At 68.7% G+C, this 16,491-nt stretch carries 7 protein-coding genes; 2 read left to right on the top strand and 5 right to left on the bottom strand.

Features of this window, described 5'->3' with window-relative positions; all coding sequences use genetic code 11:
• Window positions 1-8,766, bottom strand: an 8,766-nt coding sequence (locus MB1_RS23330) for a non-ribosomal peptide synthetase (protein WP_157084318.1), incomplete at its 3' end; no start/stop codon positions are given.
• 542 nt (window positions 8,767-9,308) lie between these two features.
• On the opposite strand from MB1_RS23330, the gene MB1_RS23325 reads away from it, so the two are divergent.
• Window positions 9,309-11,027 (top strand): cation:proton antiporter, encoded by a 1,719-nt coding sequence (locus tag MB1_RS23325; RefSeq protein ID WP_066913234.1) that lies wholly within the window; start codon window positions 9,309-9,311, stop codon window positions 11,025-11,027.
• 36 nt (window positions 11,028-11,063) lie between these two features.
• Here MB1_RS23325 and MB1_RS23320 read toward each other — a convergent pair whose 3' ends face one another.
• A complete protein-coding gene (locus MB1_RS23320) occupies window positions 11,064-11,798 on the bottom strand; it encodes a TetR/AcrR family transcriptional regulator (RefSeq protein WP_245650326.1) in 735 nt (244 codons plus the stop codon).
• Window positions 11,799-11,938: 140 nt separating this feature from the next.
• Between MB1_RS23320 and MB1_RS23315 the strand changes: the two genes are divergently transcribed.
• The gene (locus tag MB1_RS23315) at window positions 11,939-12,895 is read left to right on the top strand and encodes a sterol desaturase family protein (RefSeq protein WP_066913233.1); all 957 of its coding nucleotides are present in this window, start codon (window positions 11,939-11,941) and stop codon (window positions 12,893-12,895) included.
• 72 nt (window positions 12,896-12,967) lie between these two features.
• On the opposite strand, the gene MB1_RS23310 is transcribed toward MB1_RS23315, so the two are convergent.
• From MB1_RS23310 to MB1_RS23300, 3 genes are all read right to left on the bottom strand, one after another.
• Entirely contained in the window at window positions 12,968-13,516 is a 549-nt protein-coding gene (locus MB1_RS23310) for a DUF779 domain-containing protein (protein WP_066913231.1), read from the bottom strand.
• The gene (adh, locus tag MB1_RS23305) at window positions 13,516-15,039 is read right to left on the bottom strand and encodes an aldehyde dehydrogenase (RefSeq protein WP_066913228.1); all 1,524 of its coding nucleotides are present in this window, start codon (window positions 15,037-15,039) and stop codon (window positions 13,516-13,518) included. The genes MB1_RS23310 and adh overlap by 1 nt, the downstream gene beginning before the upstream one ends.
• A gap of 135 nt (window positions 15,040-15,174) precedes the next feature.
• A complete protein-coding gene (locus MB1_RS23300; RefSeq protein WP_066913244.1) occupies window positions 15,175-16,446 on the bottom strand; it encodes a helix-turn-helix domain-containing protein in 1,272 nt (423 codons plus the stop codon).
• Window positions 16,447-16,491: the final 45 nt, after the last annotated feature.

The following is a 16,491-nucleotide window of genomic DNA, read 5'->3' as shown; positions in this document are numbered from 1 at the left end:
CCCGGTGCTGCGCACCGACTCGTCGAACTGATAGAACGCCGACGGCGTCTGGTTCAGGACCGTGACACCCTCATCGGCCACCAACTGCGCAAACGTCTCGGGGGAACGCGTCGTGACCTGATCGACCACCACCAGGCGCCCACCGAACAGCAGCGCGCCCCACAGCTCCCACACCGAGAAGTCGAACGCGTACGAGTGGAACATCGTCCACACATCGTCGGACCCGAAGTCGTAGACCGACCGGGTCCGCTCGAGCAGGCGCATCACGTTCTCGTGCGGCACCACAACACCCTTGGGCTTGCCGGTCGATCCCGACGTGTAAATCACGTACGCCGCAGTCGAACCCGACACCACACCCAAGCGCTCGTCGGCGGCCAGACGGCTCGCATCGGCCGACGGATCGACCCGATCGATCAGCACCCGCACCGCGTCCACCGGCTCCGGCAACCCATCGACCACGGCGGAGGAGGTCAGCAACACCCGCGGGGCCGCATCCTCCATCACATACCGCAACCGCTCCACCGGATACGACGGATCCACCGGCACATACGCACCCCCCGCCTCCACCACAGCCAACAACCCCACCACCACATCCACCGACCGCGGCAACGCCACCGCCACAAACACCTCCGGCCCCACACCCAACCCCACCAACACCCGCGCCAACCGCGACACCCGCACACCCAACTCACCGAACGACACCCGCTCACCACCGAACACCACCGCCGTCGCCGACGGATCCACCTCCACCACCCGCCAGAACCACCCCATCAACCCACCCGAAACACCCTCACCCACAACACCATCCACAACCACACCACCCGCAGCCGGAAGAGCCGGCACACCCGACCACGAACCCACCACCACATCCCGCACACCCGCATCCATCAACTCCACATCACCCACCGCAACCGACGGCTCGGCCACCACCACCGACAACACCCGCACAAAAAACTCACCAAAACCACGAACCGTCACCTCATCGAACAAATCCACCGCATACGTAATCTCCACACCAATCCCACCGAAACCACCGGCATCGTCGAAGCGCTCGGTGAGGGTGAAGGAGAGATCGAACTTGGACTGCGCGAGGTCGAACTCAACCTGCGCGATCTTCAAATCCGGTAGCTCGAAAGTGGTTTCGCCGAGATTCTGGAACGACAGGGAGACCTGGAAGAGCGGATGCCGCCCCTGCGAACGCGGCGGATTCAACACCTCCACCAACCGCTCGAACGGCACATCCGAATGACCGAACGCACCCAAATCCGAATCCGACACCTCACGCAACAAATCCGCAAACGACATCGAACCCGTCACCGACGTCCGCAACACCAACGTATTGACAAACATCCCCACCAAATGATCCAACGCAGCCTCACCACGCCCCGCCACAGGCGTCCCCACCACCACATCATCCGAACCCGACAACCGCGCCAACACCACCGCCAACGCCGCATGCACCACCATGAACGGAGTCGCGTTGTACCGCCGCGCCAACTCCGAAATCCCCGCATGCAACCCCGCATCAATCACCACATCATCAACACGCCCACCCCGATACGACGCCACCACCGGACGCGGCCGATCCCACGGCAACTCCACCTCATCCGGCACACCACCCAACACCGACTCCCAATACGCCAACTGCTGCGAAATCACAGAAGACGCATCCAACTCCGACCCCAACACCTCCCGCTGCCACAACGCAAAATCCGCATACTGCACCGGCAACGGCACCCACTGCGGCGCCTCCCACGTCGAGCGCGCGGCGTAGGCGACCATGACGTCGCGGGCCAGCGGTCCGATCGACCAGCCGTCGGCGCTGATGTGGTGCACGACGATGCCGAGCACGAACGAGGTCTCGCTGACCTGGTACAGCGCGGCGTGCAGCGGCACCTCGTTGGTGACGTCGAAGCCGGTCGACGCCAGTCCGACCAACTCGGGCAGCAGCTGCTCGGAGGTCACCCGGATCGGGCGCAGATCGGGCACGATCCGCGCGGCGTCCATGATCTCCTGGACCGGTCCGTTCGCGGTCTCCGGGAAGACCGTGCGCAGCGACTCGTGCCGGTCGATCACGTCCATGACCGCCACCTGCAGCGCCGGGATGTCGAGCATCCCGGTCATCCGGATCGCGATCGGGATGTTGTTGACCGCGGACGCGGTGTCGAACCGGTTGAGGAACCACATGCGTTGCTGCGCAAGCGACAACGGCACCGCTTCGGGGCGCGGGTGCGCCACGAGCGGCGTGCGGGCACCACTGCCCGCGAAGGACTCGACCCGGCCGGCGAGGGCGCCGACGGTCGAGGCCTCGAAGAGCATGCGCACGGCGACCTTGGTGTCGAGCGCCTCGCCGACGCGCGAGACCACCTGGGTCGCGCTGAGCGAGTTGCCGCCGAGGTCGAAGAAGTCGTCGTCGACACCGACCCGGTCGAGGCCGAGCACGTCGGCGAAGGCGTCCGCCACGATCTCCTCGATCGGGGTGGTCGGCGCGCGGAAGACCCGCGCCTCGAAGGTCGGTTCCGGCAGGGCCCGGCGGTCGAGCTTGCCGGTCGGCCCGAGCGGGATCGCGTCGATCACCATGATCGAGGCGGGCACCATATAGGCGGGCAGGGTCTCGGAGACCCATTCGCGCAGCTGGGCGACGTCGATCGTCGCCGATTCCACCAACTTGACGTAGGTGACCAGCGACGTCGACCCGCCGACACCGGTCGTGCCGAAGGTGGCGGAAAACTCGACATCGGCGTGCGTGCCGAAGGCGGAGTCGACCTCACCGAGTTCGATGCGGTGGCCGCGGACCTTGACCTGGAAGTCGGCGCGGCCGACGTATTCGAGCACCAACCGCGAGTCGCTGCGCGCGCTCGCACCGGACCAGCGCACGACGTCGCCGGTGCGGTAGAGCCGCCCTCCCGCCGAGAAGGGATCGGCGACAAAGCGTTCCGACGTCGCCCCGGTACGGCCGATATAGCCGCGCGTGACGGTGACGCCGCCGACGTAGAGCTCGCCGGTCACCCCGGGCGGGGTGGGGCGCAGGCGGGAGTCCAGCACATAGACCGGTGCCCCGGGCATCGCCGAGCCGATCGGAACGGTGCCGGTCAACGAGGCGGGCAGCGCATCGGTACCGGCCGCGACGATCGTCGTCTCGGTCGGTCCGTAGAGGTTGAAGAAGGAGCGGCCGGGCGCCCACCGGGCGACCAGCTCCGGGGTGGAGGCCTCGCCGCCCACCATGACCACCCGCACGTTCTCGAGCCCGACCGGCGAGATCGAGGCGAGCGCGGCCGGCGTGATGAACGCGTTGGTGACCACCTTTTCGGCCAACAGCTCGGCGAGCTCCCGGCCGCCGTACATGCCGGGCGGGGCGATGACCATCGTGCCCGGCCCCGACAGGGCGAGCAGCAGTTCGAGGACCGACGCGTCGAAGCTGGGCGACGCGAAGTGCAGCACCCGGCTGCCCGGCTCGACCCCCAGCCGCTCGACCGCCGCCCGCACCTGGGTCGCCAGGCCGCGGTGCGGCACCATGACACCCTTCGGCAGACCGGTCGAACCGGAGGTGTAGATCAGGTACGCGGGCGAGTCGACCTCGATCGCGGCGAGGCGATCGGCGTCGCCGATCGGCGTCGGGTCCTCGGCGAGCAGCTGATCGGCGCTCGGTCCGTCGAGGAAGATCCAGTCCATCACGTCGGGCAGGTCGCCGCGGGCGGCGACGACGGTGACACCGGCGATCGCGCCGGAGTTGTCGACCATGTGCTCGATGCGGTTGGCGGGATAGGCCGGGTCGATCGGCACGAACGCCGCACCGGTCTTCGCGACCGCCCACATCGCGGTGATGGATTCCACCGACCGCGGAACGGCAACGGCGACAACCTTTTCCGGACCAGCGCCGGAGCGGATGAGGCGCCGCGCCAGGCGGTTCGAGGCCTCGTCGAGCTGTCGATAGGTCAGGGTGCGGGTACCGGCGATCACCGCCGGTTCGTCGGGCCGGGACGCGACCGCCCGCTCGATCAGACCCAGCAGGGTGATCGGGCTCGGCGCGGGATCCGCGGTGGTGTTCAGCAGCCGGTGTTCGGCGGCATCCATGATGTCGATATCGCCGACCGGCGACGTCGGATCGCCGACGACGGCGTCGAGGATCCGCAGCAGGCGATCGGCGAAGCCGGCGACGGTCGCCTCGTCGAGAAGGTCCACCGCGTACACGAATTCGGCGCGCGCGCCACCGACGCCGGCCGCCGTCATCGGGGTGCCGGTATAGGTGTCGTGCAGCTCCTCGGTCACGGTGAGCTGCAGATCGAACTTCGCGACGCCGATGTCGACCTCGTCGGCGGAGACGGTCAGATCGGGCAGTTCGATCTGCACGCGACCGGCGGTCTGGTAACTCAGGATCACCTGGAACAGCGGCTGGCGGGCCTGCGAGCGGACCGGGTTGAGCACCTCGACCAACCGCTCGAAGGGCACGTCGGCGTTGCCGAAGGCCTCGAGGTCGGTATCGCGCACCTGGTCGAGCACCGCGCCGAAGGACATCCGCGGTTCGACGGTCGACCGCAGCACCAGGGTGTTGACGAACATGCCGATCACGTCGTCGAGTTCGCGTTCACCGCGGCCGGCGACCGCGGAACCCACCGCGATATCGGAGGTCCCCGACAGCCGGGCGAGCAGCACCGCGAAGGCGGCGTGCATCGCCATGAACGCCGTGGTGCCGTGGGTGCGGGCCAGCGCGGTCAGACCCTGGTAGGTCGCGCTGGGGATCTCGAAGGCGACCCGGCCGCCGCGCAGCGACTGCACCGGTGGTCGCGGGTGGTCGAAGGGCAGGTCGATCTGATCGGGCAGCTCGACCAGCCGGCGCTTCCAGTAGCCGATCTGCTCGGACGCCAGCGACTCCGGATCCTCCTCGGATCCGAGCACCTCGCGCTGCCAGACGCTGTAGTCGGCGTACCGGATCGGCAGCGGCTGCCAATCCGGGGCCCGACCGTCGGCGCGGGAGGTATAGGCGGCCATCAGATCCCGCGACAGCGGGCCGAAGGAGACGCCGTCGGCGCTGATGTGGTGGACGACCATCGCGACCGCGACATCGTCCGGCGACAGCTCGAAAACCCGTATCCGGAACGGGATCTCGCGCGAGACGTCGAAGCCGTCCATCGCGAACCGGCGCAGCAGGGCGGGCAGCGTCTGCTCGGTCGCCGACTCGACACGCACGTCGAGCGTGACCGCCGACGGGTCGAGGATCAGCTGGTACGGGATGCCGTCGCGACCCTCGGGGAAGATCGTGCGCAGCGTCTCGTGCCGCTCCACGACGTCGTCGAGGGCGCGGGCGAGGGCCTGCTGGGCGACCTTGCCGCGCATACGGATCACAAACGGCAGGTTGTAGGCGGCCGCCTCGGGATCGAACTTGTTGATCAGCCACATCCGCTGCTGGGCGAGCGAGAGGGGGATCGGTCCGGCGTGTTCGGCGCGGGTCAACGCGGGGGCATCGCTGCGCCGCGAGCCGATCTGTTCGTCGATCAGGCGGGCGAAGTCCTCGACGACCGGAGCCTCGAAGATCGCCCGGACACCGAGCTGTACCTGCCACTGCGCCGCCAGGCGGGCGACCAGGCGCGCGGCGATCAGCGAATCGCCACCGAGGTCGAAGAACGAGTCGTCCAGGCCGACCTCGTCACGGTGTAGGACGTCGGAGAGCACCGCCGCGACCGAGATCTCCGTCGGCGTCTGCGGCGCCCGGAAGGGCCGGCTGACGACGTCCGGGATCGGCAGCGCCTTGCGGTCGAGCTTGCCCGAGGAGCCCAGCGGGAACTCGTCGAGCACGACGATCATCGAGGGCACCATGAAGTCCGGCAGCATCTCCGCGGCGGCGCGGCGCACCTGCTCGGGATCGAGGACCGCGGACCCGACGACGTAGCCGATCAGCCGGTCGGTGGGAACGGTGACCACCAGGGCGGCCGCGTGGTCCACACCGGGGCTCTCGAGCAGAACCCGCTCGATCTCGCCGAGTTCGATGCGCTGGCCGCGCAGCTTGACCTGGAAGTCGCGACGACCGATGTACTCGAGTTCGCCGTCGGCGTTGTGGAAGACGATGTCGCCGGTGCGGTACTGCCGCCCGCCACCGGGGGCGGCGACGAAGCGTTCGGCAGTCAATCCCGGCCGCCCGACGTAGCCGCGGGCCAGCTGGACGCCGGCGATGTAGAGCTCCGCCGGAACACCGATCGGGACCGGCTCGAGCTGCGAGCTGAGCACCGGCAGCGTGGTGTTCCACACCGGGGCGCCGATCGGGACCGCACCGCCGCCGCGCTGGACGTGGTGGTAGGTGACGTCGACCGCGGCCTCGGTGGGGCCGTAGAGGTTGTGCAGCGCCGCGCCGGGCAACTGTTCGAGCAGTCGATCGGCCAGGGCGCGCGGCAGCGCCTCGCCGGAGGCGAAGACCAGCCGCACGCTGTGCGCATCGGAGATGGCCTCGGTGACATAGGAGCCGGGGACCGACTCGGCGACGAAGACCGCCATCATCGACGGCACGAAGTGCAGGGTGGTGACGCCGCGTTCGCGGATCACCCGGTGCAGATAGCGCGGGTCGCGGTGCCCGTCCGGGCGGGCGATCTCGAGGCGTGCCCCGACCAGGAACGGCCAGAACAGCTCCCAGACCGAGACGTCGAAGGTCGTCGGGGTCTTGTGCAGCACGACGTCGGTCGGCCCGAGCCCGTATTCGGCCTGCATCCATTCGATGCGGTTGACGATCGCCCGGTGCGAGACCATGACGCCCTTGGGCCGGCCGGTCGAACCGGACGTGAAGATCACGTAGGCCGGGTGGTCCGGCAGCAGCGTCCCGAGCCGGTCGGCGTCGGTGATCGGACCGTCGGAGTAGCCCGAGGTGTCGAGGGTGTCGAGCGCGACCACCGGTACGACCGCCTCGCCGTTCGCGGCGTCCGGGTCGGTCGGGCGGTGTGCCTCCTGCGCGACCAGCACCAGGGTCGGACGGGCGGTGTCGAGGATATGCCGGATCCGCTCGTAGGGCTGGCTCCGGTCGATCGGCAGATAGGCGCCGCCGGCGCGGATGACCGCGTGGATCGCCACCAGCATCTCGTTCGATCGGTCGATCGCGACGGCGACCACCGATTCGGGGCCCACCCCCGCGTCGATCAGCGCGCGCGCCAGCCGGGCGACCTGCCGGTCGAACTCGGCGTAGGTGAGCGTCGTCCCCTCGAAGCCGAGGGCGAGCGCCGACCCGTCGCGGGCGGCGGTGCGCGCGAGATGATCGGCGAGGGTGTCGTCCGCGGCGCCGTTCGGCAGCTCCCGGGTGGTCGCATTCCAGCGGTCGAGGTCGGCGAGTTCCGCGTCGTCGAGGATCGGGATGCGATGGACCGAGGTGCCGGCCCCGGCCGCGACGAAGGCGGCCAGGAAGCGCATCAGCCGGGCATGGTGACCCGCGGCGACCGCGTCGCCGTAGAGGTTCGGGTTGGTCTCCAGATCGAGGTGGATTCGGGTGCCACCCTCGAGCAGTTCCGCCTCGGACCTCGCCTCGCCCACGCCCTGATACAGGTTGATCGAGGCGTCCTCGACCGCACCGGTGGTCAGCACGTTCAGCTCCCCCACGTCGGAACCGAGGTGGATGCGCGAGTGGAAGAGCATCACGTTGACCAGTGGGCCGAAGAACGAGCGTCCGGCGGTGCCACCGACGACATCGCGACGGATGTCCTCGTACCGATAGCGCTGATGGCGCAGCGCGCCGACGACCTCGAGACCGACCCGGGCGACCAGATCGGCCACGGTGGTGTCGCGGTCGACCCGCAAACGCATCGGCACGACGTTGGACACCATGCCGCCGGCGCGCCGCATCCGCGCGTTGACCCGAGCGGTCACCGGGAGGCTGATGATGACGTCGGGGCTGTCGACCATCCGGGAGACGTAGGCGGCGACCGCCGCGATCACGACGCCGGCGGTCGAGGAGCCGATCTCGGCGATCAGATCCTTCATCGAGGCGGTGACCTCGGGGCTCACCTCGCCGCGATCGACCCGCGCGACGGCGCCCGGTTCGGCGGTCTCACCGCTGAGCGAGATACCGCTTTCGACGTCGGCGACCCGCTCGAGCCAGTGCTCGCGGTCGGCGGCGAATCGGGAGGTATCGCGGTAGGCCCACTCGTCGTCGACCAGACGGCGCAGATCGTCGTCGACCGCGGTTGCGGTGGGCAGGACCGGGTCGGGGGTGCCGATCATCTCGGTGTAGAGCTCGGCGACACGGTTCATGAACGTGCGGGCGCCGAAGCCGTCGAGCACGATGTGGTGGACGCAGGCGTACCAGAACCAGCGGTCCTCGCCGACCCGCAGCAGGCTCGATCGGATCAGCCGATCGGCGGTCAGATCGACCGGCGCCGAGTAGTCGTCGCGCATCCACCGCTGGGCGGCCGCGACCGGGTCGGGATCGTCGCGCAGGTCGACGTAGCCGACGTCGTCGCCCAGGGTCGGGTCGACCACCTGAAAGGGCTCACCGTCGATCTCGAGCAGCCGCACGTAGCCGGACTCGATCTCCCCGGCGCCGCGGCGAACCGCGGCGTGCAGGACGGCCCGGTCGACGTTCCCGGTCACGTCGACGTACTGCGCGATCGTGATCGGAACCGAGGGGTTCAGGTGCTGAGCGAGCCAGATGCCTCGTTGCGCCGGCGAGAGCCGGAAGGGCCGACCGATCTCCCCCGCGGGGTCGATGCTGCCGCCATCCGTGGCGGGGGCGCCAAGGCTGCCGTCGGTGACTGCATGGTCACTGTTCCGGCCGTCGACTCCGCGCGAGCCCAATCTCGAACCCCTCTCCTCGCGCGCACGCGAAGAACGTACCGAAGAGGCTGACGTGCGCTCTCCGATCGGGCCGTACGTCCTCGTACGACCGCAGAACTGCCCTGACACGATGTCGCCCGAACGACGTACCCGTCGGCTCGTCGGGCGCTACCCACCCCGTCCGTTCGGAACGTGTGGTGGGTGCCACCCACGGCGATCGCGACGCCGACTGCGCCGCACCGTCCCGTATATCCGGTCTGCGCGATCGAACCGTTACACGGGCCGATCGAACCGGTATGCGGGTGGTCCGCCGACCGTGGCGGACCGGGTCATCGGTGTTGCTTCCTTCCGTATGAGGTGTCGTCACCCGAAGGGTCGACCGTACTACTCGGCCCCGGGATCGCCTTCCGCCGGTGGGACGGCCGTGGTGCGACAGCTTGGGCTGACAGATTACTCGGCCGGCGGGTCCCCCCGGAAATGCCGGCGCCGGCCGCGGATCGAAGGACGGGGGTCCGCGCACGCTTCGCCGGCCGCGGGCCCGGAATTCTGGTGAACTGCATGAGGTGGACCCTCGCCTGGTAGTGATCGGACTCGGAGCGCTCGTGGTCGTGGTGATCGCGTCGGTGTTCTCCCGCCGCACGGGGGTCGCCACCCCGTTGCTGCTGCTGGTCTTCGGTGTTGCCGCCTCCTATATCCCCGGTGTGCCGGTGGTACGCCTGGAGCCGGAGTGGATCCTGTCCGGGGTCCTGCCACCGCTGCTCTACGCGGATGCCGTGCGGCTGCCGTTGACCGATCTGCGCCGCAATATCCGCATGATCACCTGGCTGTCGGTGGTGCTGGTCATCGTGACCGCCCTGGCGATCGGTGTGACAATTCACCTGATTTTTCCGGACATTCCGATCGCCCTGGCGATCGCTCTGGGAGCGGTGGTCAGCCCGACCGATGCGATCGCGGCGACCGCGATCGGCCACCGCATGGGTCTGCCGGGTCGAACGACGACCATTCTCGAGGGCGAGAGTCTGCTCAACGACGCCTCGGCGCTGGTGATCCTCAAAGCGGCGATCGCCGCCCTCGCCGGCGGCTTCAGTCTGATGAGCGCGGGCGCCGCCTTCGTATGGGCGATCATCGGAGCCAGCATCGTCGGCGCCGCGATCGGCTGGGCCGCGGTCGCCGTGCGCACCCGGCTGCACGATCCGATCCTGATCTCCTGCATCTCGTTCGCAGTGCCCTTCGTCGCCTACTTCCCCGCCGAGGAGATCGGTTCCTCGGGGGTGCTGGCCGTCGTGGTCGCCGGTCTGGTCGCGGGGGCGCGCGGGCGCCACCGCCTGCCTGCCCGGGCCCGGCAGGTCGACTCGACGAACTGGACGACGATCGAGTTCCTCCTGCAGAGCGCGGTCTTCCTGCTGATGGGTATGCAGCTGCCGAACCTGATCCAGCAGGTGGGCACCGACGGCGCGGATCTGCTGCTCGTCGTGGGCATCAGCGGGGTGACGCTCGCGATCATGCTGGTGGTGCGGGTCGTCGGGTTGCTCGCCCGCTATATGTGGGCGCCGAGCCCGAAACGGGCGGAGTCGATCCGGGAGCGACTGGTCGACCTCGACGCGCGCCTCGACGAATACGAGCCGGATCGCCCGCTCGAACGCCACCGTCTCGAACGGCTGCGCAAACGCATCGCCCGCGGCCACGCGGACATCGAATTCGAACGCGCACAACCGATCACCGGTCGCGACCTGGTGGTGCTGTCCTGGTCCGGGATGCGCGGTGTGGTGACCCTGGCCGCGGCGATGACGATTCCGCACGACGCGCCGCACTACGCGGTGATCGTCCTGGTCGCCTTCACCGTGGCGGCCTTCACCCTGCTGGTCTTCGGCGGCACCCTGCCGTGGCTGATCGACCGGCTGGCCTTCGAGGAAATCCCGGTGAGCGTGCGCAGGCGCGAGGTCGGCAACCTGCTGGAGACGATCCTGGACACCGCCGTCGACAATGTCGGCCACCTCGAGGACCAGACGATCGACGGCGAGCGGATCGACCCGGTGGTCATCGAGCGGGTCCGCTTCTATCTCGACCAGATCGCCGCCGCCCGCGATACCCACCAACGGTCGAGTCAGGCGCCGGATGTGCGGGAGCAGGCGATCCGCATCCAGCGGCGCTACCTGTCGGCCCTGCGCGATGCGCTCTACGAGGAGCAGTCGATCGGTTCCTACAACTCGCGCACCTACGACCGGGTGACGGTGATCCTCGACCGCGAGGAGGGCCGGCTCGATTCGGTGGGCCGGATCTGAACCGCAGGGGCGGGCGGCGGCTCGTTCGCGGTCGGGTCAGCTCAGGAGGCGCTCGTGGGTGGCCGCGATCATCTCCACGCAGACGTCGAGAACCATCGACAGCTCGACCGGTTCGGTGGTGCCGATGTCGACCGGTTCCGGGCTGACGCTCGAGAAGTACCAGTCCACCAAGAGTTGGGTGAAGGCGCCGACCAGACCGACGGCGGCCAGCCGCTGCGATGCGGAGGGCTCCCGACCACCCAATGCCAGGGTCAGAATGAGGTCCGCCCACTCGTGGATCGCGCGCAGGCGGACCGATTCGACCGCCGGATCGATGCCCACCACCTCCACCAGGACCACCCTGGCCCGACGGGGATCGGCCGACAGCTCCCGCAGATATGCGCCGAGGGAGGCGCGGGCGGCGGCCCGCACATCGGCGGGAGCCACTCCGGTGGGGTGAGCGAGAAAGCCCCCCGCGGCGGCGACCGCGGCATGGCGGGTCACCGCGACGCAGTGGTCGTAGACGGCGATCAGCAGCGCCTTGCGGTCGGCGAAGGACTCGTAGAAGTAGCGCTGGGTCAAGCCGGCCCGCTCGCAGACCTTCTTGACCGAGACGTTGTGGTAGCCCAGCTCGCCGAACAACTCCAGCCCCGCGGCGACCAGGGCCAGGCGTCTGCGGGCTCGCCGCTCGTCGGCGTCGGCGCCGCCGTAGCGCCGCCCGTCGGTGCCGGCCGCGGCGTCGGCGGCCGACAGGGCGGCAGCGTCGGCCCCGGGATCGGCGGTGGGCGGCACCGGCACTCCCCTCCCTGCACCTGGTGGCACCGCCGCGATCGGCGGCGGGTGATGTCGTGGACAGCCATCCATCGGACACGCTATCGTGTCACAACCCATCTGACACGCTGGTGTGTCAAATAGCGGGGAAGGAGTCCACGATGGTCGACCTGTTGCCCGACCCCATGCACGAGCCGACGGTGCTGGCCATTCCCTTCTTCCTGATCCTGCTGACCCTCGAATGGTTGGCCGCCTGGAAACTCGACGCTCGCGACGAGCACGGTCGCCCACCCGTCGGCGGCTACGAGGCACGCGACGCACGGGCAAGCATCTCGATGGGCCTGGTCTCGATCGCCACCAGTACCGGCTGGAAGATCCTCGGACTGCTGGTCTACACCGCGATCTTCGCGTACCTGGCGCCGTGGCAGCTCTCGATCACCGCCTGGTACACCTGGGTGATCGGGTTCATCGCGGTGGACTTCCTGTACTACTGGAATCACCGCATCTCCCACCGGGTGCGGTTGGTGTGGGCCACCCACCAGGCGCACCATTCGAGCGAGTACTTCAACTTCGCCACCGCGCTGCGCCAGAAGTGGAATATCAGTGCGGCCCTGTTCATGTGGCTGCCGCTGCCCTTCCTGGGCATACCGCCTGCGGTGATCTTCGCGTGCTACGGGCTGAACCTGGTGTACCAGTTCTGGATTCACACCGAACGCATCGGCCGATTGTGGGGCCCCGTCGAATACCTGTTCAACACCCCTTCGCATCATCGGGTGCACCACGGCAGCGATGCGGACTATCTCGACCGCAACTACGCCGGGGTCTTCATCCTGTGGGATCGGATGTTCGGTTCCTTCGCACCGGAAACCCATCGACCGACCTACGGGTTGACGACACCCGTCGGCAGCCACAACATCTGGACGCTGCAGACCCACGAGTACGCGGCGATAGCCCGCGACGTCCGGCATGCCGACGGCTGGCGGGCGCGCCTGGGATACGTTTTCGGCCCGCCCGGTTGGAGCCCGCAGCCGCGCACCGCGACCCCGGCGGTCGCGGGCGGTGACCACCTCGCCGGCGAACCCGAACGCGGCGGGAATCCGACCCAACCGCAGACATGAAAATCGCGCCCACCGGCGGCGCGAAGCAGCACCGGTGGGCGCGACGTTGGGGGAGCTCCCGCGAGCGGGCTCTCAGTTCGGCAGGGCGCAGGCGGCGACGACATCGTCGACCACCGTCGGCACCCCGGCCGGTGCGGGGCGTTGCCCCGCTTCGTACTGCCGTCCCAGCAGAGCCGGGTCGGCCTTCAGTGCCAGAAGCTCGTTCTCGTCGAAGGAACGCCCGCGGGTGAGCAGGCGCACCCCCTCCGGGGTCTCGAGGCTGAATCCCGCCCCGCGACCGACAACGACATCGAGGACCAGCTGGGTGTGCTGCCAGACCTCGAACTGCGGACCGGAGATCCACACCGGTACCGCCTCGGCTCCCTCGGGGATGTCGTCCCGGACCTCGCCCGCCTCGAGTCGCAGATCGAGCAGGCCCAGCAGGACATCCAGGTCACCGACGATGAAATCGCCCAGCGGGTAGAGCATCGGCGAGGAGCCGTCGCAGCACCCACCCGACTGGTGAATCATCAACGCGCCGTTCCGGTCACGCAGGCGGCGCAGCAGTTGCGCCGCCTGCGTGGAAGCCAGAACCCGGGCCGGTGTGGCCGACGGCCCCGCTACGGCCGGGTCCGTGGACATCAGAAGAAGCCCTGAGCCTTCTCGGCGTAGCTCACCAGCAGGTTCTTGGTCTGCTGGTAGTGCTCGAGCATCATCAGGTGGTTCTCGCGACCGATACCGGACTGCTTGTAGCCACCGAAGGCGGCGTGCGCCGGGTACTGGTGGTACGTGTTGGTCCACACGCGACCGGCCTTGATGTCACGGCCCGCGCGGTAGGCGACGCCACCGTCACGCGACCACACGCCGGCGCCGAGGCCGTAGAGGGTGTCGTTGGCGATCTCGATCGCGTTGTCGTAGTCGGTGAACGAGGTCACCGAGACAACCGGTCCGAAGATCTCCTCCTGGAAGATCCGCATCTTGTTGTGGCCGGTGAAGATGGTCGGCTGCACGTAGAAGCCGCCGTTGAGGTCGCCACCGAGCTCGGCGCGCTCGCCACCGGTGACCAGCTGGGCGCCCTCGCCCTTGCCGATCTCGATGTAGGACAGGATCTTCTCGAGCTGATCGTTCGAGGCCTGGGCACCGATCATGGTCTCGGTGTCCAGCGGATCGCCCTGGCGCACGGCCTTGGTGCGGATGGCCGCCTGCGCGAGGAACTCGTCGTAGATATCCGCCTGGATGAGCGAACGCGACGGGCAGGTGCAGACCTCGCCCTGGTTGAGGGCGAACATCGTGAAGCCCTCGAGCGCCTTGTCCTGGTAGTCGTCGTTGCGGGCCAGAACATCGGAGAAGAAGATGTTCGGGCTCTTGCCACCGAGCTCCAGGGTGACCGGGATCAGGTTCTGCGAGGCGTACTGCATGATCAGCCGGCCGGTGGTGGTCTCACCGGTGAAGGCGATCTTCGAGATGCGCGGGCTCGACGCGAGCGGCTTGCCCGCCTCGACACCGAAGCCGTTGACGATGTTGATCACGCCGGGGGGCAGCAGATCGCCGATGACCGAGATCAGGTGCAGGATCGACGCGGGGGTCTGCTCGGCCGGCTTGAGGACGACCGCGTTGCCGGCGGCGAGGGCCGGGGCGAGCTTCCAGACCGCCATCAGGATCGGGAAGTTCCACGGGATGATCTGGCCGACGACGCCGAGCGGCTCGTGGAAGTGGTAGGCGACGGTGTCGTGGTTGATCTCCGACAGCGACCCCTCCTGGGCGCGGATCGCGCCGGCGAAGTAGCGGAAGTGATCGATCGCGAGCGGGATATCCGCGTTCAGGGTCTCGCGGATCGGCTTGCCGTTGTCCCAGCTCTCGGCGAGCGCGATGCCCTCGAGGTTCTCCTCGATGCGATCGGCGATCTTGTTGAGGATCAGCGCGCGCTCGGCGGCGGAGGTGCGGCCCCAGGCGGGGGCGGCGGCATGAGCGGCGTCGAGGGCGAGCTCGATGTCCTCGGCGGTGGAACGAGCGATTTCGGTGAAGACCTGGCCGGTGACCGGAGTGACGTTCTCGAAGTACTCACCCTTGACCGGGGCAACCCATTCGCCGCCGATCCAGTTGTCGTACCGGGACTGGAAGCTCATCTTGGCGTCCGGTGCTCCGGGGCGGGCGTAGACGGTCATCGCATCTCCTCGAGGGTGCATATCGGCGGGAACACACGCTGTCCCCTTTGTGACTCGAAACACACGCTACGAGGCGTTGCGTTGCATAAACGTTGCGAGCGGCCGACATATCCGAGAAATCCGAAATAACGGTGGTCAGGCCCATCGATCGATGCGGGCCTGCACCTTGGCATGCATCGACGAGCGGGGGTCGAGCGTAGCGCGATAGGCCATCCACGCCTCGATGTCGTCGCGACCGTGGGACGAGGTGATCCACCGGCCCAGCAGGGCCGGGTCGCCGGCGGCGAGCACCCCTCGCTGCAACCCGAACCGCAGGCCCTCGCGGATGTCGTGGATACCGGGCGCGGTCGACCGCGGCAGAACCGGGGCACCGTAGAGGCGCAGGGCGCGGTCGACATCCCCGCGTTCGAGTGCGAATCGCACGTCGTCGAGGTCGGTACTCATCGGCGCGAGCAGCCGATAGGGGCGCGATCCCACCACGCCGGGGCCGACCACGCGACGCAGCCGCGAGATCTCCGCACGGATGGTCACCGAGTCCAGATCGGACTCGTCGAGCAGGACCGCGAGCCGGTCGCTGGCGAGGCCCTCGGGGTGTTCGGCGAGCAGCAGTAGGATCTCCGCGTGGCGGCCGGACAACTCGGCGCGCCCCACATCACGAGTGAGAACCGGTCGCGCGCCGAGCAATTCGAGCCGATTGCCCTCCAAGCCGCTCAACAGACCGGGGTTCTCCATCGCCTGCACCCGCAGTTCCGCCTCGGCGGCGACGACGGTGGCCCGAACCAGCGACAGCATCTCCGGCGCCGCCATCCGCGGCCCACCGGTGACATCGATGACGCCGAGGATCTGGCCGGTGGTCGGATGGTGGACCGGAGCCGCGGTACAGCTCCACTCCTGCACGGAGTGCGAGAAGTGTTCCGCGCCGAGGATCTGCAGGCCGTGGTCGAGGGCCAGCGCGGTACCCGGGGCGTTGGTGCCGACGGCGGCCTCGCTCCAATCGGTGCCCTCGGAGAAGTTCATCGACGCGGCGCGGTCGAGGGCGGAGTTCTGCCCCTCCACCCACAGCAGCAGGCCCTTCGCGTCGGTCAGGGCGACGACCATTCCGTCGTCGATCCCGTCGTCGAGCAGCAGATTGCGCACGACCGGCCGGATCAGACGCATCGGATGTTCGGCGCGGTAGCGACGCAGATCGACGTGGGTCATCGAGGTGCTGCCCTCGGCGTCCGGGTCGACTCCCCCGTCGACGCTGCGATGCCACGAGTCGAGAACCACCGGGCGCACCCGGTGCCGGTCGACCGCCCTCTCGGCGAAGCGTGCGCGCGCCCGGGCGACGTCGCGAGCGAGCGCGATGAGATCGGTACCCGGTCGGGCAGCTGCCCACGGGTTGACAGCCGGCGAGACGTCAGCCATACGGACCCCTTCCACGCCGCTGGTCATTGCGGCGGCCACCGTTGT

Source organism: Millisia brevis NBRC 105863 (assembly GCF_001552615.1).
Taxonomy (GTDB): Bacteria; Actinomycetota; Actinomycetes; order Mycobacteriales; family Mycobacteriaceae; genus Millisia; species Millisia brevis.
Note: the sequence above shows the minus strand (reverse complement) of the source record. Positions and strands in the feature narration are given on the sequence as shown.